This window comes from Fulvimarina pelagi HTCC2506 (assembly GCF_000153705.1).
Taxonomy (GTDB): Bacteria; Pseudomonadota; Alphaproteobacteria; order Rhizobiales; family Rhizobiaceae; genus Fulvimarina; species Fulvimarina pelagi.
This window is the reverse complement of sequence record NZ_DS022272.1, coordinates 2,931,834-2,951,011: the sequence shown is the minus strand read 5'-3', so window position 1 is coordinate 2,951,011 and position 19,178 is coordinate 2,931,834. Positions and strand designations below refer to the sequence as shown.

The 19,178-nt window shown below is 64.2% G+C and carries 14 protein-coding genes; 10 read left to right on the top strand and 4 right to left on the bottom strand.

What is annotated here, in order from left to right; translation table 11 throughout:
- Window positions 1-150: 150 nt before the first annotated feature.
- The 4 genes from FP2506_RS13795 to groES all read right to left on the bottom strand — a co-directional run bounded on the left by FP2506_RS13795 (window position 151) and on the right by groES (window position 3,707).
- Window positions 151-921 carry a sulfite exporter TauE/SafE family protein gene (locus FP2506_RS13795; protein WP_040489951.1) on the bottom strand — a complete coding sequence of 257 codons (771 nt, stop codon included), beginning with the start codon at window positions 919-921 and terminating at the stop codon, window positions 151-153.
- 144 nt (window positions 922-1,065) lie between these two features.
- Window positions 1,066-1,482, bottom strand: coding sequence for an RrF2 family transcriptional regulator (locus FP2506_RS13790; RefSeq protein WP_007068145.1), 417 nt, complete (start codon window positions 1,480-1,482; stop codon window positions 1,066-1,068).
- Window positions 1,483-1,673: 191 nt separating this feature from the next.
- The gene (groL, locus tag FP2506_RS13785) at window positions 1,674-3,326 is read right to left on the bottom strand and encodes a chaperonin GroEL (protein ID WP_007068144.1); all 1,653 of its coding nucleotides are present in this window, start codon (window positions 3,324-3,326) and stop codon (window positions 1,674-1,676) included.
- An 84-nt stretch (window positions 3,327-3,410) separates the two neighbouring features.
- Window positions 3,411-3,707 carry a co-chaperone GroES gene (groES, locus tag FP2506_RS13780; RefSeq protein WP_007068143.1) on the bottom strand — a complete coding sequence of 99 codons (297 nt, stop codon included), beginning with the start codon at window positions 3,705-3,707 and terminating at the stop codon, window positions 3,411-3,413.
- Window positions 3,708-3,977: 270 nt separating this feature from the next.
- On the opposite strand from groES, the gene FP2506_RS13775 reads away from it, so the two are divergent.
- The 10 genes from FP2506_RS13775 (at window position 3,978) to FP2506_RS13730 (ending at window position 19,016) form a co-directional block, all read left to right on the top strand.
- Window positions 3,978-4,838 carry a TIGR01459 family HAD-type hydrolase gene (locus FP2506_RS13775; RefSeq protein ID WP_007068142.1) on the top strand — a complete coding sequence of 287 codons (861 nt, stop codon included), beginning with the start codon at window positions 3,978-3,980 and terminating at the stop codon, window positions 4,836-4,838.
- Window positions 4,835-5,827, top strand: coding sequence for a bifunctional riboflavin kinase/FAD synthetase (locus tag FP2506_RS13770; RefSeq protein WP_007068141.1), 993 nt, complete (start codon window positions 4,835-4,837; stop codon window positions 5,825-5,827). The genes FP2506_RS13775 and FP2506_RS13770 overlap by 4 nt, the downstream gene beginning before the upstream one ends.
- Entirely contained in the window at window positions 5,827-6,543 is a 717-nt protein-coding gene (locus FP2506_RS13765; RefSeq protein WP_007068140.1) for an SDR family NAD(P)-dependent oxidoreductase, read from the top strand. The genes FP2506_RS13770 and FP2506_RS13765 overlap by 1 nt, the downstream gene beginning before the upstream one ends.
- A complete protein-coding gene (locus tag FP2506_RS13760) occupies window positions 6,540-7,274 on the top strand; it encodes an SDR family NAD(P)-dependent oxidoreductase (protein WP_007068139.1) in 735 nt (244 codons plus the stop codon). The genes FP2506_RS13765 and FP2506_RS13760 overlap by 4 nt, the downstream gene beginning before the upstream one ends.
- Window positions 7,275-7,523: 249 nt before the next feature.
- A complete protein-coding gene (gene ileS, locus FP2506_RS13755) occupies window positions 7,524-10,589 on the top strand; it encodes an isoleucine--tRNA ligase (protein WP_007068138.1) in 3,066 nt (1,021 codons plus the stop codon).
- Between the two features lie 196 nt (window positions 10,590-10,785).
- The gene (locus FP2506_RS13750; protein WP_007068137.1) at window positions 10,786-11,463 is read left to right on the top strand and encodes a hypothetical protein; all 678 of its coding nucleotides are present in this window, start codon (window positions 10,786-10,788) and stop codon (window positions 11,461-11,463) included.
- 72 nt (window positions 11,464-11,535) lie between these two features.
- Window positions 11,536-12,606, top strand: coding sequence for a D-alanyl-D-alanine carboxypeptidase family protein (locus FP2506_RS13745; protein WP_007068136.1), 1,071 nt, complete (start codon window positions 11,536-11,538; stop codon window positions 12,604-12,606).
- Window positions 12,607-12,812: 206 nt separating this feature from the next.
- Window positions 12,813-13,943, top strand: a complete 1,131-nt coding sequence (locus tag FP2506_RS13740) for an ImuA family protein (protein WP_148227577.1) — start codon at window positions 12,813-12,815, stop codon at window positions 13,941-13,943.
- Between the two features lie 22 nt (window positions 13,944-13,965).
- Entirely contained in the window at window positions 13,966-15,450 is a 1,485-nt protein-coding gene (locus FP2506_RS13735) for a DinB/UmuC family translesion DNA polymerase (RefSeq protein ID WP_007068133.1), read from the top strand.
- 5 nt (window positions 15,451-15,455) lie between these two features.
- A complete protein-coding gene (locus FP2506_RS13730; protein ID WP_081448339.1) occupies window positions 15,456-19,016 on the top strand; it encodes an error-prone DNA polymerase in 3,561 nt (1,186 codons plus the stop codon).
- Window positions 19,017-19,178: the final 162 nt, after the last annotated feature.

Below are 19,178 nucleotides of genomic sequence, written 5' to 3'. Positions count from 1 at the left end.
TTGCGCGAAACCCCGGTTAACAAAGGGTTAACGCTTGCTGCCAGTGCAGTTTCGGTGATCTGAGTGGCGAACGGCGCGGTGAGGCGGGATCAATTTTAGGTAGCGGGATCGGAGAGTTGAAACCTCCGATCAGGCACGCTTGTAAAGACCTCAACCAAGTAGCTGAACAGCCTGGATCACGCCCAGAATGGTGATGAGACCGCCGACGAGCCGCAACAGGATCCGTTCGGCGAGCCGTCGGACGACGAAACCGGCGAAGGGCGCCGCAATAATGCCGCCGACGATGAGGCCGAGGATCGCAAGACCATGTGAAGCAAGGTCGCCTGCTTCTTCCCAATGGCCGGTCAGAAGCGCGAAGAGGAAGCTCAGCGAAACCGCGAGGGTGACGACGAACTCCGCCGTATTCACAGTGCCGATCACGTAGCGCGGCGCGCCGCCCGCACCAAGGAGGCCGGTCGCGACAACTGGACCCCAACCGCCGCCACCGACGCTGTCGAGAAATCCGCCGGTCAGCGCGAGCGGTGGCACGACGCGACCCGGAACGGGTTTGGAGGGAATCTTTCGAAAGGAGCGGACAACGAGATAAACGCCGATGATCGCGAGATATGTCGCGACATAGGGCTTTGCGACCGAACCTGAAAAGCTGGTCAGCACATAGGTTCCGACCACGCCACCGAGGACGCCGAACGGGACCAGCCGCCAGAACAGCTTCCAGTCGATATTGCGGTTGAGGGCGTGAGCCGTTCCGGAGGCGGCCGTGGTGAAAAGCTCAGCTGTGTGGACCGAGGCCGAGGCCGTAGCCGGCGCGACTCCGAAAGAGATCAGGACCGTCGAAGAGACGACTCCGTAGGCCATCCCAAGCGCACCGTCGACAAGCTGGGCAAGTCCGCCGACAAGGAGGAAAAGGAGAAACTCGGTCACATAAAACTCCATCCGCCGCGATGGAGCGATCCTATCGTAATAACATACTAATCCAGTAGGTATTTACGAACCAAAATCGCTTTCGGTTTTAGTCGGATTTTCCATTTTCAGCCGCGAATGTCGCCGGTTTTGGAAATAATCTCGTTATGGACGTTCTGTTCGCCCAGTCTCGTCGAAGCGCCGGTTTTCGAGAATTTCGGCCGTCGCGTCGCGGACCCGAAGAAGTGCCTTTCGCGTCTCGCAGGTTTCCACGTCCTTGCAGTCGGCGCATCGGCGATAGGCGGTGCGGCTCGCGCATGGCGCAAGAGCGAGCGGACCGTCGATCACCCGCAGGATGTCGGCGAAACTGATTTCTGCGGGGGGGAGGGCGAGGAGATATCCGCCGTTCTTCCCACGCGAACTCGCCAAGAACCCGGCTTGCTTGAGATCCGCGAGAATCGCCTCGAGGAACTTCTTCGGGATCGCTTCCTCCTCGGCGATCACTGCAGCCGAGACCGGTGTGGAACGGTCGGCGACATTGAACACCGCACGGATCGCATAGCGGGCGCGTTGGGAAATCATGCGGCCATTTGATCTCGCGAAGTCGAGGCGTCAAGCCGCAAGAGCGGCGGGTCAGGTCGTCTGCTGGCTGATGTGACGGTGGGGCGAATGCCCCCGAATAGGGGTTGCTTCCCGTCCGCCACATGAGAAAGGGCGGCCCCGAAGGACCGCCCCCACAGAATTCAGGTGCTTCTTGCGCCTGAGTGTCGGACTTAGAAGTCCATACCACCCATGCCGCCCATACCACCCATGCCGCCGGCGGGCATGCCGCCGCCGCCATTGTCCTTCTTCGGCGCTTCCGAGATCATCGCCTCGGTGGTGACGAGAAGGCCGGCAACGGAGCCAGCGTCCTGAAGGGCCGAGCGGACGACCTTGACCGGATCGACAATGCCCATCTGGATCATGTCGCCGTATTCGCCGGTCTGGGCGTTGTAGCCGAAGGAGAGCGACTCGTTCTCCAGGATCTTGCCGACGACGATGGAGCCTTCGGCACCCGCGTTCTGCACGATCTGGCGCAGCGGAGCCTGAAGCGCCTTGCGGACGATGGCGATGCCTGCGTCCTGATCGGCGTTGACACCCTTAAGATCGACGGCGTTCGAAGCGCGAAGAAGCGCGACACCGCCACCGGCCACGATGCCTTCCTCGACGGCCGCACGGGTCGCGTTGAGGGCGTCGTCGACGCGGTCCTTCTTCTCCTTCACTTCGACTTCGGTCGAGCCACCGACGCGGATGACGGCGACGCCGCCCGCGAGCTTTGCGAGGCGCTCCTGCAGCTTCTCACGGTCGTAGTCCGAGGTGGTCTCCTCGATCTGCGCCTTGATCTGGCCGACGCGCGACTTGATCTGCTCGGTCTCACCGGCACCATCGACGATGGTGGTGTTTTCCTTCGTGATCGAGATCTTCTTGGCGCGGCCAAGCATGTCGAGGGTGACGTTTTCGAGCTTGATGCCGACGTCTTCCGAAACGACCGTGCCGCCGGTGAGGATTGCGATGTCTTCGAGCATTGCCTTGCGGCGGTCGCCGAAGCCAGGCGCCTTGACAGCGGCAATCTTCAAGCCGCCGCGCAGCTTGTTGACGACGAGGGTCGCGAGCGCTTCGCCTTCGACGTCTTCACCGATGATGACCAAAGGCTTGGACGACTGGACGACGGACTCCAGAACCGGCAGCATCGCCTGAAGGTTCGAGAGCTTCTTTTCGTGAAGCAGGATGTAGGCATCTTCCAGCTCGGCGACCATCTTCTCGCCGTTGGTGACGAAGTATGGCGACAGGTAACCACGGTCGAACTGCATGCCTTCGACGACTTCGAGCTCGGTCTCGGCGGTCTTGGCTTCCTCGACCGTGATGACGCCCTCGTTGCCGACCTTCTGCATGGCGCTGGCGATCATCTCGCCGACGTCCTTCTCGCCGTTCGCCGAGATCGTGCCGACCTGGGCGACTTCGTCCGAGGTGTCGATCGAGCGGGCTGCCTCGCCGAGCGCTTCGACGACCTTGGCGATGGCCGCATCGATGCCGCGCTTGACGTCCATCGGGTTCATGCCGGCGGCAACCGCCTTTGCGCCTTCCTTGACGATGGCCTGAGCGAGAACGGTCGCCGTTGTCGTGCCGTCGCCAGCCTTGTCATTGGTCTTGGAGGCGACTTCGCGCACCATCTGCGCGCCCATGTTCTCGAACTTGTCCTCGAGTTCGATTTCCTTGGCGACCGAGACACCGTCCTTGGTGATGCGCGGAGCGCCGAAGGACTTGTCGATGACGACGTTGCGGCCCTTGGGACCGAGGGTGACCTTTACCGCATCGGCGAGAATATCGACGCCGCGCAGCATGCGCTCGCGAGCGTCGCGGCCGAACTTGACTTCTTTAGCTGCCATTTGGGTTTCTCCTCAGCGTGCCGCCTGCGGCCACGCTTGATCGAGTGAATGGGAAGAGTTCGAAAGGCTGAAACGCGCCGGCGGTCAGCCGACGATGCCCATGATGTCGGACTCTTTCATGATGAGCAGGTCTTCGCCGTTCAGCTTGACCTCGGTGCCCGACCACTTGCCGAAGAGGACGCGGTCGCCCTGCTTGACGTCGAGGGGCACGACCTTGCCGCTATCGTCGCGCGCGCCGGAGCCGACGGCGACGATCTCGCCTTCCTGCGGCTTTTCCTTCGCGGTGTCCGGGATGATGATCCCGCCTGCGGTCTTCGCTTCGGACTCGACGCGGCGGACGAGCACGCGGTCATGAAGCGGACGGAAGTTCGCATCTGCCATGTTCTTTGAACCCTTGTTGTGCGAAATGCCGGACCCTTCTTCAGGACGAGGCATCCGGCTCGAATGAACTTTAGCACTCATCGGTCGAGAGTGCTAACGGCGGCGGAAATAGGGGAGGAGGCGCGCCGGCGTCAAGCGGGGAAATGCAAAAAATGTCGCAGCACGTGCTCCATTTGGCCACGCCGTCGAGCGCGCGCAAGGGGCGGCCTTGACCCCGCTCTTCAATTGCCCCTAACGCCAGTTGGCAGAAAGACACCGAAGGAGCCGTTGATGGCAGAGACGACCGCCGAAGAAAGTCGCAGGATCGAAAGGTTGGAGGACGTCACCGAAGGCTACGGCGCCATCATCTGCGATGTCTGGGGTGTTGTTCACAACGGAGTTTCCAAGTTCGCCGCCGCCGAGGAGGCACTGCTTTCGGCGCGCCACGACGGGCTCAAGGTGGTGCTTCTTACAAATTCGCCGCGGCCCCACGATGGGGTCGTGGCACAACTTGAAAGCATGGGCTTCGACCGAAACGCATTTGACCACATCGTGACCTCGGGCGATGCGACGCGCGACCTGATCGCGAAGGGCGACGGTCCGGTCTACCACATCGGCCCGGAGCGTGACCTCGATCTCTTCAAGGGCCTTGAAGTTGAGCGGGTGCCGATGGACGAGGCTTCGCGCATCGTGGCGAGCGGCCTTTTCGACGACGAGAACGAGACGCCGGACGACTATCGTGAGCTTCTCAAAGATCTGCGCGATCGTGAACTGACGATGATCTGCGCCAATCCCGACGTTGTCGTCCAGCGCGGCGAGAAGCTCATCTATTGCGCTGGCGCAATTGCGAGGGAATACGCGGCGCTCGGTGGCGAAGTCGCCTTTGCCGGCAAACCGCACCGTCCGATCTATGAGCTGGCCGCCGAGCGGATCGGCTTCGGAGAGGCTGAGCGTCACAGGATCCTGGCGATCGGCGATGGTATGCCGACCGATATCAAGGGTGCGAAGGCGTTTGGCCTCGACGTGCTTTTCATTACGCGTGGCATCCACGGTGACGAGCTTAATTCTGTCGACCCGAGTGCCGAGAGCGTGACGCGACTCCTCGGCCAGAACGGCCTTTCGGCGCAATACTTCATGCCGGCCCTGAGGTGATCTTGGCCGGGCGTTACGAAGCAATCCAGCGGCTCGGCTCGGTCGAGGATTGTCCGGCCGATATTCGCGGCGGCGTGGTCGCGATCGGTAATTTCGACGGCGTTCATCGGGGCCATCGCGCGGTTCTGGAAAAGGCCGTGGAGATCGGTGCCGCCGAGAACAAGCCACTTCTATGCCTCACCTTCGAGCCGCATCCGCGCACGGTCTTCAAGCCCGACAGGCCCGTCGCCCGCATCACGCCAGCGCCGATGAAGGCACGGATACTGGGCCTTCTCGGCTTTGATGCTGTGATCGAACAGCCGTTCACGAGGGACTTTGCCGGCATCGCGCCGGAAAAGTTCGAGGATGACGTGCTCGTGGAGGCCCTCGGTGCGTCCCACGTGGTGGCCGGGTTCGACTTTCATTACGGTGCAAAACGCTCCGGAACACCGGAAAGTCTTGGTCGGGCGGGCTTGCGGCTTGGCTTTGGTGCGACCTTGGTGCCCGCCTTCGAGGACGAGGGCGGCGAGACCGTTTCGTCGAGCCGCATCCGTGCCGCCTTGAGGGAAGGCCGGGTGGAGGAGGCAGCCGGGCTTCTCGGCTATCGCTTCACAATCCGGGGCGAGATCGTGCATGGCAAGAAGCTGGGTCGGACACTGGGCTTTCCGACGGCCAATCTGGTGCTGCAGGACGAACTGCTCGCCCACGGCATCTATGCGGTGCGGCTGCGGCGCGCCGACGGCAGTCTTCACGATGGCGTTGCGAGCTACGGCCGCCGCCCGACCTTCGACGACGGCGCTGCGCTCTTCGAGACCTTCATCTTCGACTTTGCCGGCGATCTCTACGGCGAGACGGTGGAGGTCGCGCTTGTCTCGCGGCTGCGCGGCGAGGCCAAGTTCGACAGCGCGGGAGCCCTGGTCGCCCAGATGGACCGGGACGCGGAGGAGGCGCGGGCGGTGCTCGCCGAGATTGTTCCGCTCTCCCCGCTCGACCGGGCTCTCAGTTTCTAATGTCGGACGCCAGAGGCAAGCCTGTCGCTCTGATCACCGGGGCGACTGCCGGTCTGGGGCTGGCTCTCGCGCGGCGCTGGGCCTTGCGATATCGCCTCGTGCTGACCGGGCGGCGTACCTCGTTTCCCGACAAGGTGCCTGAAGATGCAGTTTACGTGTCGGCGGATCTTTCTGCGGGTGCGGACGCAGTGGCCTCGATCTTAAGAGCGCTCGACGCGGCGAGTATCGACCGTCTCGATCTCGCCGTCCTCAATGCCGGGACCGGCCGCTACGGCGATCCGTTCGACGAGGACGCGGAGAGCATTCGCGAGACGCTCTCCGTAAACCTCGCAACGCCGGTACTCCTTGCTCGCCATCTCTTCCCGTTCCTCGAAAGAGCACACGGTCGGCTCGTGCTCATCGGATCGGTGGCGCAGGGCGGTTCGGCCAATCTCGCCAGCTATGCTGCCTCCAAGGGCGGGCTCGAAGCGTTCGCCCGCGCCTTGCGCGAGGAGTGGCGCGGCCGTATCGGCGTCTCGATGATCCATCCGGGTCCGATCGCGACGGGAATGCACGATAAGGCCGGTTTCGATCCGAAGCGTATGCGTCGGATCTTCGCCTCGCCCGAAAGGATGGCCGCGATGGTCGAGGAGACAATCGCGGCCGAGCGGGCGCGAGCCGTACTGGGCCTTGGTCGAACCCTTAGACACAAACTGATCCATGGAGCGCGGTTTTGAAGCGCGCTTTCGTCACCGGAGCGGCAGCTGGTCTCGGCCGCGCGATCTCGGACAGGCTTATCGACGAAGGCTGGAAGGTGGTCGGCCACGATCGCGACGAGGGCGAGCACGTGGCGATCCGAGCCGATCTCGTGTGGCGCGATGCGGTCGACCAGGCGCTTGGTGAGGCGATCGCGGCGGGGCCGTTCGATCTTGTCGTGCTGAATGCAGGGATCTCCGCGACCGGCCGGTTCGAGACGATACCCGCCGAAGCCCATAGCCAGGTGCTCGCAGTGAATGCCGAGGCACCGATCGTGCTTGCGAACGGCCTCGTCCGGTCGGGATCGTTGAACGACGGTGCCCATCTCGTCTTCGTGTCCTCCCTGTCGCATTTCGTCGGCTATCCGGGCGCGGCGAGCTACGCAGCCTCGAAATCGGCGATCGCGATCTATGCGAGGAGCATTCGCAAGCCGATGAAGCGGCGGGGCTTTTCGGTGACGCTCGCCTGTCCGGGGCCGATGCGCACCACGCAGGCCGCGCGCCATGCGCCGCCGGATGCGCGGGCGGAGAAGCGAATGACGGCAGAGGCCGCCGCGCGGTCGATCCTAAAGGCCGCTTTGGCCAGGCGTTTCCTGGTCGTTCCCGGCGTTTCGAACCGCGCTTTTTCCCTTTTCGGCCGGTTTGCGCCTGGCCTCGCGACCCGTGTGATGCGAAAGATTATCTACGACAAGTTCGACCGCAGTGTCTGGTGAGCGGTTGACGTTCTTTCCAATCGCTTGTGCACTTGCTAAAGGCACAGCCATGTCAAAGTCGCGCGCGATCATCCACAAGATACGAATTAGCCGCCCGGCCCTCTGAACGCCGCCTGACAAGAGCGACGAGGGACCGGGACGAAGCCGCGCGAGATCTGCGTCCCTTTCTGTGGCGCAGCCCAAGATTTTCACGCGCCACAAGACGTTTTCGATGCGAGATGTGGCCGCTAGTCTGGATCAAAGACACCTATGAGCGAGACGAAATCTCCGAGCGCAAAGACGCCGGAAACCTTCGACTACTCCACCACCCTCTTCCTGCCGCAGACGGATTTTCCGATGCGAGCCGGGCTTCCCAAGGCCGAGCCGGAATGGATCGCCAAATGGGACGCGATGGATCTTTATGGCGAATTGCGTAGAGCCGGGCGGGGAAGGCCCAAATACGTGCTGCACGACGGCCCGCCCTACGCCAACGGCAATCTCCACATCGGCCATGCCCTCAACAAGGTGCTGAAGGACGTCATCACCCGAGCCTTCCAGATGCGGGGCTACGATTCCAACTACGTGCCCGGCTGGGACTGCCACGGCCTGCCGATCGAGTGGAAGATCGAGGAGCAGTACCGCGCCAAGGGCCTCGACAAGGACCAGGTGCCGATCAACGAGTTCCGGCAGGAATGCCGCGACTTCGCCACCCACTGGATCGGCGTCCAGACCGAGGAGTTCCGCAGGCTTGGCGTCGAGGGCGATTTCGCGACGCCGTATTTGACGATGAACTTCGATTCAGAGGCCGTCATCGCCGGCGAGCTCCTGAAGTTCGCGATGAGCGGACAGCTCTATCGTGGCTCCAAGCCGGTGATGTGGTCGGTCGTCGAAAAGACCGCGCTCGCCGAGGCCGAGGTCGAATATCACGACTACGAGTCCGACACGATCTGGGCGACTTTCCCGGTGCGCATGTCCCAAGAAGCGCAGATGGGCGCGATGATGCAGGCGCTCGACGTGGACGGACTGTCTGGCGGTACGGAATCAGCGCTCCTTCTGAAGGACGCGAAAGTCGTCATCTGGACGACGACACCCTGGACGATCCCCGGCAACCGGGCGATCACTTTCTCAGACCGCATCTCCTACGGCGTCTATGCCGTGACCGCGCCGGACGATCCAGAGAGCCCGCGCTGGGCCAAGCACGGCGAGCGCTACCTCCTGGCTGATGCGCTCGCGGGCGAGGTCTTCGCCAAGGCCCGCGTTCCGCAGGGCGGCTGGCAGCGCGTGGGCGACGTCGCACCGGCTGATCTGGAAGGCCTCGTCTGCGATCATCCCCTCAAGGGCCTTGCCGGCGGCTACGCGTTTCCGGTGCCGCTGCTCTATGGCGAGCACGTCACAGACGATGCAGGCACGGGCTTCGTCCACACCGCACCGTCCCACGGCCGGGAGGACTTCGACGCCTTCATCGACGCCAAGCGTGATCTCGAAAGACGCGGCATCGATCCGACAATCCCGTTCCCCGTCGACGATGCGGGTTTCTACACCAAGGATGCGCCGGGCTTCGACGAAGCTTCCGAAGGCGGCGCGGCCCGCGTTCTCGACGACAAGGGCAAGAAGGGTGATGCGAACGCCCGCGTCATCGCGGCGCTGACCGAGCGCGGCAACCTGATCGCGCGCGGCCGGCTGAAGCACACCTACCCGCATTCCTGGCGCTCCAAGAAGCCGGTGATCTATCGCAACACGCCGCAATGGTTCGTGGAGATGGACAAGGATCTCGGTGGATATAGGCTGGACACGGTCGGTCAGACCGCTGGCGAGGATACCCTGCGCAACCGCGCCCTGACCGCGATCGACCAGACCCGCTTCGTCCCAACCTCCGGCCAGAACCGCCTGCGCGGCATGATCGCCGATCGGCCGGACTGGGTTCTCTCACGGCAAAGGGCCTGGGGCGTGCCGATCTGCGTCTTCGTCAACGAGGACGGCGAGATCCTGAAGGACGACGCGGTCAACGAGCGCATCCTTCAGGCCTTCCGTGAGGAGGGCGCGGATGCCTGGTTCGCCGACGGCGCGCGAGAGCGTTTCCTCGGCTCGAAGGCGAACGAGAACTGGGCAATGGTCCGCGACATCCTCGACGTCTGGTTCGATTCCGGTTCCACCCACGCCTTCTGCCTCGAGAAGCGGCCCGACCTCAAATGGCCGGCGGACCTTTATCTCGAAGGCTCCGACCAGCATCGCGGCTGGTTCCACTCCTCGCTGCTGGAAAGCTGCGGCACGCGCGGCCGAGCGCCCTACAACGCGGTCCTCACCCATGGCTTCGTCATGGACGAGGAGGGGCGCAAGATGTCGAAGTCCCTCGGTAACGTCGTCACGCCGCAAGAGGTGATCAAGCAGTCCGGCGCCGATATCCTGCGCCTCTGGGTTGTTTCGTCCGACTATTCGGAGGACCTTCGGCTCGGCAAGACGATCCTCCAGACCAATGTGGACAGCTATCGCAAGCTGAGGAACACGGTCCGCTGGATGCTCGGCACGCTCGCCCATGATCGCGGCGAGACGGTCTCCCATGACGAGATGCCGGAACTCGAACGGCTGATGCTCCACCGCCTCGCCGAGCTCGACGAACTGGTTCGCAAGGGATACGACGGGTTCGACTTCAAGCGCATCTCCCGCGCGCTTCTCGATTTCGTCGTCACCGAACTGTCGGCCTTCTACTTCGATGTGAGGAAGGATTCGCTCTATTGCGATCCGCCGTCCGCGACCCGCCGCAAGGCATCGCTGCAAGTCGTGCGGATGATCTTCGACCGGCTGGTGACCTGGCTTGCGCCCATGCTGCCCTTCACCACGGAGGAAGCCTGGCTCTCGCGTTATCCGAAGGCGAAGTCCGTTCATCTGGAACAGTTCGTCGCCACCGATCCGGCCTGGCGCGACGAGGCGCTGGCGGCGCGCTGGAAGGAAATCCGCAAGGTGCGCCGCGTCGTCATGGGCGCGCTGGAAGAAAAGCGCAGGGACAAGGTGATCGGCTCTTCGCTCGAAGCCTGGCCAACGGTTCATATTACCGATGACCAGCTCCGCGCGCTCGCAGATTCGGTGGATTTTGCCGAGATCGCCATCACCTCGGGCCTTCGGATCGAAGCCGGCGATGGACCGGCGGACGCCTTCCGTCTGCCGGAGATCGCAGGTGTCGCCGTCGTCTTCGAAAAGGCGCAAGGGGCGAAATGCGCCCGTTCCTGGAAGATCACCGGCGATGTCGGCTCCGATCCGGAATTCCCGGACGTCTCCGTGCGGGATGCCGAAGCCCTGCGCGAACTGAAGGCGGACGGCCGTCTGACCACGGCTGCCTGAGTTTGCAAAGACGTGCGAGGCGGCAGGCGTCGCCGCCTTGCCACAGCGGGCGACGAAGTTTTATGACATCGCTTCGCGGACTAACATAACGGCGCATTGTCGCCTGATTCCGCTGACAAGAGCCGGAAAAGCGGCGCGCTGATGCGGGGGGTCCAGTCGCGCGCCCATGGGGACGAGGGCCGAGGGGGCCAGTTTGATGATTTCGATCGACGCACGCCGTATCCTGATGAAACGGACCGGACAGGCCGTCCTGTTCGCAGGTGTAGCCGCGCTTTCAGGCTGTCTCGGGCCGACCTACGGTACTGGCAAGAGCCAGGGTCAGATGCTGTTCGATGATCTGAACAACATCGTCGCCCTCGGTGGGTCCAGCGATGCCGAACCGATCGCCTATACCGAGCGTGAGGCTCTGCGCACACCCGAGAACACGTCGGTCCTTCCAGCGCCTCAGCAGCGGACCGGCCCGGAGACTGCACGGCAGCGCGCTGCCCGCCTGCAAGCGGCCGCCTATCAGGGCGAAGGCCCGGTGCCGGCTTCCGAGATGAACCGGCAGAAGGAAGGCGTGACGCAGGACTATCTCGATCGGACCCGCGGCAGCGGCTATGACTTCGCCAAGACGCAGAAGTACGGCGAGGCCAACGTGCTCCGGCCGGATGAACTCGCCAGGCGTTCCGAGCTTTACAAACAGAGAATGGCCGAACGTAACGCCGCAGATCGGCAAACGCGAAAGCTGCTGTCCGAGCCGCCGCTCGATTACCGTCAGCCCTCCGCCGCCGCACCTGTCGGCGAGTTCGGCGTCGATGAGGCGACGAAGGAGCGCCGGCTGCGCGGTTCGCAGTCGCTGTTGTCGAAAGTGGGAGAGTACCTCCCGTTCTGACCGCCAGCCGCATGAAGAGCCGGTATCGCGTCGGTCCTTTGGGCCGCTTTAGTATGGGCTGGAGTCCCGGTTATGAGGGATAGCCTTCGCCGGCTCCGCGCCCGGGCGGTGATCGGTCTGCCGCTGATTCTCACAACGCCCTTCGCCCATGCGACGCCTGCTCTTGTCGTCGATGCCGGGACGCGCGCAGTCCTTTTCGCCGAAGAGGCCGGCCACCCCTGGTATCCTGCGTCGACGACGAAGCTGATGTCGGCCTATGTCACCTTCGAGGCCTTGAGGGCCGGCGAGGTGAGCCTCGACACGCCGGTCACCATCTCCAAGCGCGCTATGACGGAGGCCTCGCTCCATGCCGGCCTCAGCGCCGGCCGCGCCATGCGGCTTGAGGATGCGCTCTTCGCCATGGTCGTCGGTTCGGCCAACGAGGTCTCGATCTCGCTCGCCGAGAGGGTCGCCGGCAGTGTCGAGGCCTTCGCCGCGCGCATGAACGCGACCGCCGCTCGCCTCGGCATGACGGCGACCCGTTTCGACAATCCGAACGGCCTCTTCGCGGCTAGCCAGCATACGACGGCGCGCGATCTGGCGCTTCTCGGACTCGCCGCGACGCGCGACTTCCCGGAATACCGCGAGCTCTTCACGACCTCGATCGTGGTCATCGACGGCAAGAAACTTGAAACCGAGAACGTACTCCTCACCGATTTTCCGGGCACGCTCGGCCTGAAGACGGGTTTCCTCTGTGCCTCGGGCCGCAATCTCGTGGCCATGGCCGAGCGGGACGGTCGGCGTATCCTCGTCGTCCTCCTTGGTGCGACAACCGGGCGCGAGCGCGCCGAACGGGCCGCCAAGCTGATGAGCGAAGCCTTCGCCGGTGCGCTTCGGCCCGCGGGCACCGATCTCGAATCGCTCCCGAACCGGCCGGATCTTCAGCCCGAGGACATGCGCATGCGCGTCTGCAGCGCCGAGACGGCGGCCTACGAAGCGAGCCGCAACGAGCTCTACCCCATGGGCCTTCCCGGCGAGACGAGCTATCTCCAGCCTTCCTCCGAGCCCCGCAGTTACACCTTCGAAACCCTTGCCGATGCGGCCCTCTTCAACGTCCCTCTCCCACGCTGGCGGCCCGAGGGCGTTTACGAGCTTCGGCGCTGATCGAACTTTTCGAGCCGTTTGCCGACCGTGAGGGCTGTTTCAGGAAAGCCCGTTCCGTACGAATCTTTAGCTAGGAAAATTTGCTGTTATAGGCATTCTTGACTCTTTCGGTTGCCTCTGGAATCCATAAGAACATATCGGGAACGATAACGATTTCGAGTCGAACCGCCGGCTGTCCTTCATTGGGGCGGCGGAAGGAGGAAGTCATGTCTGTCTGCATCGCGGCGGCGCGATCCGGGCCTCGGGTAAGTGCGTCCGAATGGCCGCGAGCTCCTGAAAGGCCGGGCTTCGGTCGGTCGGGACCGCAACTCGTGGAGCATCTCCGCGAGGAAATCGCCCGGATCGAGGACAAGCCTGCCACCTGGTTTCAGGACGGAAACGAGGTTCCGCGTCGGGCGGAGGCGGGAAGCGGTTCTTGGAACCGTTGGGAGGCCGGAGAGGCTCGGTCTTCCGATTGGCCCATGAAACGCGGTCATAAAGAGGATTTTCCTAAATCGGGGCGACTGAAGAGAACCTCTACGGTTCCGGCCGCCATGTCAGGCACGGCGCTGCAGCCTCGGCCATGCGGACTTTCGGCCGGCGAGACGGCCTCTCTAGGCGATGATGTTCTCGACAGCGCTCTCGGCGGTGGCTTTCCGGTTCGGGGCCTTGCAGAGCTTCATGGCGATGCGGTTCGTGATGCGGGGAGTCTTGCGGGCTTTGCCATGGCGCTGGCCGGCCGGCTGGAGGCGGCGCCTTCACGTCCGGTTCTCTGGATCACCGAGGCGCCGGCGCTTTCGGAGGCGGGGCTTCCTTATCCGATGGGCCTTCAGGCGTTCGGCGTTCCGGCGGAGGCGCTTACCCTCGTCGCGGCCCGGCGGCTGGAGGAGGCGCTCTGGGCGGCGGAGGAGGCGGCGCGCTGTGCGGCGCTGTCGCTCGTCGTTCTTGAGGTGCGCGGCAATCCCCGGCAGCTCGGTCTCGAAGGGACCCGGCGCCTTCATCTGCGGGCGCGTGGCACGAAGATCCCGCTGCTTCTCCTGCGCCAGAGCGGCCATGCGGAGGCGACCGCGGCGCCCCTGCGCCTGCGCATCCGGCCAAGCCCTGCGCGCCCCGTCGCCGATCTTGCCGACCGACCCCGCCTCATCGGTGCGCCGGTCTTTCGCCTCGCCGTCGAGAAGAACCGTTTCGCGCCGCCCTGCCGGATCGATCTCGTCTGGAGTTCACATGACCGCTCGTTCCTTTGCGCCCCATCGTCAGGCGGAAAACCGCTTCCTGGCGCTGTCGCTGCCGAAACTGCCGACCGACCGGATCCTGCGCGACCGGCTGGGGCGAACCTGGCGCTTCGGCTCACTGGCTGAAGCCGTATCGGCCGGGGCAGAGATGGCGCCGATCGCGCTCTACCAGAACGCGGCGAACGCCAATCGGGTCACCGCCGTCTGCGAGATGGCGGAGCGACAGGGTCTTGCCGTCGGCACCGGTCTTTCGGAAGCCCGGGCCCGGTTTCCAGGTCTCGAAACCCTGATGGCCGACATGGCGGCCGATCGCCGGTTGTTGGCGGCGATCGCCGACTGGTGCGACCGATATACGCCTCTCGTCGCGCTCGATCCGCCCTTCGGTCTGATCCTCGATATATCCGGCTGCGCCCATCTCTTCGGCGGCGAGCGCGGGCTGATGGACGATCTTCTGATGCGGCTCTTCCATCAGGGTTTTCTCGCTCAGGCCGCGATCGCGGGTTCGGCCGGGGCTGCGATCGCCCTTGTAGGCGTTCCCGCAAAACCGGCGATCGTCGCTTCGGGTGGGGAGCGGGCTGCCGTCGCACCGCTTCCGATCAAGGTCCTGCGGCTTGACCCGGAGACGAGTGGGCTTCTCTCTCGCCTTGGCCTCAAGACCGTCGCTGCGCTGCTCGACCAGCCGCGTGCGGGCCTTGCCCGGCGTTTCGGCAAATCTCTGGTTCGCACGCTCGACGAGGCGACGGGGCTCGCCCGGCGTCCGATCTCGCCGCGTCGCCCGGTGCCGCAGCTGATCGCCGAGCGCCGGCTGTTCGAGCCGATCGCGCTCGAAGAGGACGTCGCGCGCATTCTCTTTGCCCTCGCGAGCCGCCTGAAGGGCGATCTCGAAGAGCGCGGGCTCGGCGCGCGCACGCTCGAACTCTCGCTTTTTCGCGTCGATGGCGTCGTCAATCGCGCTTCCGTGGGTGCGGCACGGCCGGTGCGCGAGCCGACAGCCGTCGCCCGGCTTTTCCGCGAGAAGCTGAAAGGTCTCGGCGAGGAATTCGATGCAGGCTTCGGCTACGATCTCGTCAAGCTCGCCGTCTACGAGACCGACCGTCTGGAGACTATCCAGACCGACCTGTCGGGCGAGGTTGAGACGAATGCGGCCTTCACCCATCTCGTCGACCGGATCGGCGCGCGGCTGGGCCCGAAAACCGTGCTCGCGCCCTGCCGGCGCGACAGCTGGCAGCCCGAGCGCGCCGCCGGCTGGCGACCTGTCCTCGACCTGATGGACGGGGAGAGGCCCGTTCGTTTGCCCATCAGCGAAGATCGGGCAGAAACCGCACCGCGCCCCTTGCGCATGCTTGCCCGGCCGGAGCCGATCGAGGCGAGTTTCGCGATCCCCGACGGCGCGCCGATCTCGTTCCGCTGGCGTCGCGCGCTCTACCGGGTGCGCCGGGCCGAGGGGCCGGAGCGGATCGCCGGGGAATGGTGGCACGAAGATCGCCCGACGCGTGACTATTTCCGTGTCGAGGACGAGACCGGCCGCCATTTCTGGCTGTTTCGCGAAGGAATGCACGATGCCGATCTCGATCCGGATTTCGTGATTTCCGCCGGTTCGCCGGCCTGGTTCATGCACGGGCTCTTCGCATGACGGGCATGGCCGACATCCCCTTTGCCGAAATCGGCACGATGAGCTGCTTCTCCTTCCTGCGCGGCGCCTCCCAGCCGGAGGAACTGACAGTGACCGCGCGGCGTCTCGGCCTCGGCGGGCTGGGGCTCGCCGATCACAACACGGTCGCCGGCGTGGTGCGGGCCTATCAGGTGGCAAGGGAGGAAGGGCTCGCCTTCGCGCCGGGCACACGGCTCGTCTTTTCCGACGGAACGCCGGATGTTCTCGCCTATCCGCGCAATCGGGCCGGCTGGGGGCGGCTCTGCCGTCTCCTGAGCCTCGGCAATCTCAGGGCCGAAAAGGGGCGGTGCGAGCTTTTCCTGACAGATCTTCTCGAATGGGGTGAAGAGATCAACTGCGCCGTTCTCGCTCCGATGGCGATCGGCCATGGCGAGGGGACGATTGCCGAAAGCGAAATCGGCAAGCTCGCCGCGGTTCTGAACACCCTGCGTTCGGCTTTTCCCGACCGCGTCCGTCTCGCCGCCCGCTATGCCCATGAAGGTTTCGACCAGCGCCGGCTCGCCCGTCTGGACGATCTCGCCAAAACCTGCCGCACGCCGCTTCTGGCGACGAACGAACCGCTCGCCCACGCCCCGCAGCGCCGACGCCTTGCTGACGTCATGACGGCGATCCGCGAGCACGTACCCCTTGACGGGGCGGGTCGGCACCTTGCCATGAACGCGGAGCGCCACCTGAAGCCGGGACATGAGATCGCCCGGCTTTTTTCGTCCTGTCCCCATGCCGTTGAAGAGGCGAGCCGGTTCTTTTCCGAGCTCTCCTTCGATCTGAAAAGTTTGAAATACGAATATCCCGACGAGGCTCTTGGCCTCACGCGCTCGCCGAAGGACGAATTGCGGCATCTCGCCTATGAGGGCGCGAACTGGCGCTACCCGGACGGCGTGCCGGCGAGCGTGACGGAGCGCATCGAGCACGAACTTGAGATCATCGCGGAGCTCGAATACGAGCCTTATTTCCTCACCGTCCACCACATCGTCAACTTTGCCCGGTCAAAGGGTATCCTCTGCCAAGGGCGCGGATCGGCGGCCAATTCCGTGGTCTGCTACTGCATCGGCGTCACCGAGGTCTCGCCCGAGCGCGCCGGGCTCCTCTTCGAGCGTTTCATCTCGCCCGACCGTCGCGAGCCGCCGGACATCGACATCGATTTCGAGCACGAGCGGCGCGAGGAGGTGATCCAGTACATCTTCGAGCATTACGGCCGCGACAACGCAGCCCTCGCCGCGACCGTCATCACCTATCGCGCGCGGTCGGCTCTTCGCGAAGTCGGCAAGGCGTTCTCGCTTTCGGAGGATACGATCGCAGCGCTTGCCGGCTCGGTCTGGGGCTATCACTCGTCCGATGTGGGCGAGCGCGAGGCCAAGGCCGCAGGGCTGTCCATGGCCGACCCGATGACGGCGGCGGTCATGAAATATGCCGAGGAAATCTCCGGCTTTCCACGCCATCTCTCCCAGCACGTAGGCGGTTTCGTCATCACACGCGGGCGGATCGACGAGACCGTCCCGATCCTCCATTCGACGATGGACGGGCGCACCATCATCGAATGGGACAAGGACGATATCGACGAACTTGGCATTCTGAAGATCGATATTCTGGCGCTGGGCATGCTCTCCTGCATCCGCCGCGCCTTCGATCTCCTGAAGGTCCATTACGGCCGGGAGATCACGCTCGCCGAACTCTCCGAAGGTCAGGACGACCCTGCGACCTACCGGATGATCCAGCGGGCCGACACGCTGGGTGTCTTCCAGATCGAGTCGCGGGCGCAGATGACCATGCTGCCCAAGCTGAAGCCGGACAAGTTCTACGATCTCGTCATCGAGGTCGCGATCGTCCGGCCCGGGCCGATCCAGGGCGACATGGTCCACCCCTATCTCAGGCGGAAGATGGGCCTCGAACAGGTGACCTACCCGAAGCCCGAACTGGCCGAGGTTCTCGGCCGCACCCTCGGCGTTCCTCTCTTTCAGGAGCAGGCGATGCGGATCGCCATCGTCGCCGCCGGCTTCACGCCGGGTGAGGCCGACAAGCTGCGCCGCGCGATGGCGACCTTCCGGCGGGTCGGTACGATCCACACCTTCCGCCAGAAGATGGTCGAAGGCATGGTCGCGCGGGGCTACGAGCCGGACTTCGCCGAGCGCTGCTTCAAGCAGATCGAGGGCTTCGGGGAGTACGGCTTTCCCGAGAGTCACGCCGCCTCCTTCGCGCTCCTCGTCTATGCCTCCTGCTGGTTGAAATGCCATTATCCGGATGTCTTCGCGGCGGCACTTCTGAATGCTCAGCCGATGGGTTTTTACGCCCCGGCCCAGATCGTGCGCGATGCCCGCGAACACGGCGTCTCGTTCCGCCCGGTTTCGGTGAACGAGTCCGGCTGGGATCAGAGCCTCGAAAAAGAACCCTTCGATGCGTCGAAGATCGAGGACAGGCATGCCGGAATGCGCCCCGCCATCTGGAGCGCTCACGCGGTGCGGCTCGGTTTTCGGCAGGTGAAGGGGCTTTCCGAGCCCGATATGGCGATCCTCGTCGAAAGGCGGGGCGCGGGCTATGACTCCGTGCGCGATGTCTGGCTGCGCACGGGGCTGAAGCGTGCCGTCATCGAGCGTCTTGCTGAGGCCGATGCCTTCGCCTCTCTGGGGCTGTCCCGCCGCGATGCGCTTTGGGCCGTGCGTGCGCTCGACCCGAAGGGAGCCGCCGAGCGCCTGCCGCTTTTCGAAGGTGCGGCGGCAAAAGATCTTCAGCGCGAACCGGACGCCTTCCTGCCGCCCATGCGGCCGGGCGAGGAGGTGGTCAACGACTACCGCTTCATATCGCTCTCCTTGAAAGCCCACCCGGTGTCCTTCGTCCGGGAAATCCTGACAGAGCGGCGGATACGCACGAACCGCAGTCTCGAGACCCTGCGCTCGGGAAGTCAGGTCGATGTCTCCGGTCTCGTTCTGGTGCGCCAGCGGCCCGGCTCGGCCAAGGGCGTCATCTTTATCACCATCGAGGACGAGAGCGGCACCGCCAACATCATCGTCTGGCCGAAGGTCTTCGAGCGTTTCCGCCCGCTTGTGCTCGGTGCTCGCTTCATCCGCGTGAAGGGTCGGATGCAGGCCGATCACGGCGTCATCCATGTGGTCGCCGAGATGATCGAAGATCTCACAGCTCTCCTCGCACCGATCGCCTCGGGCACCGAAATCGGTCGGGAGGGCATCGCGCCCGCCGATCACGTACGTGCGCCCCTGCGCTACCACGGCTCCAAGCGCAAGAACTCTCTCAGCGAAGAAGAAGCGAATGCTGCGGCGTTTGCGGCCGGTTCGCTCGCCGCCGCCATATGCAATGCTGACGAAGTGCGACGTCCGGTGGACGAAGATGCAAGAACGCGGGCCTTCGTCAAACGTCATGGCCGGAGCGCTGCCAGTGCGGCATTGGGTCCGTTCGATGGAAAAGAAAAATCCCGCGAGACCGACCCGTCCGCCTCGCGAGACTGGACATGGAACGTGCCTGGCGCACCATCGAACGTCGTCTCGATCCTGCCGCGGGGACGCAACTTCCATTGACGACTGTGAGAGGAGAGCTTTCCGGATTGCGCGCCGCCGCTAACTGCCGAAAACTGAGAGCGATTTCACTTTGCACTTACGTGTCCGACCGCAGTCGAGGCGTCCTCGAAAAATGGAGAACCGATGCCGCATGGACGGTCGCGAGAGGATGGTTCCGAAGAC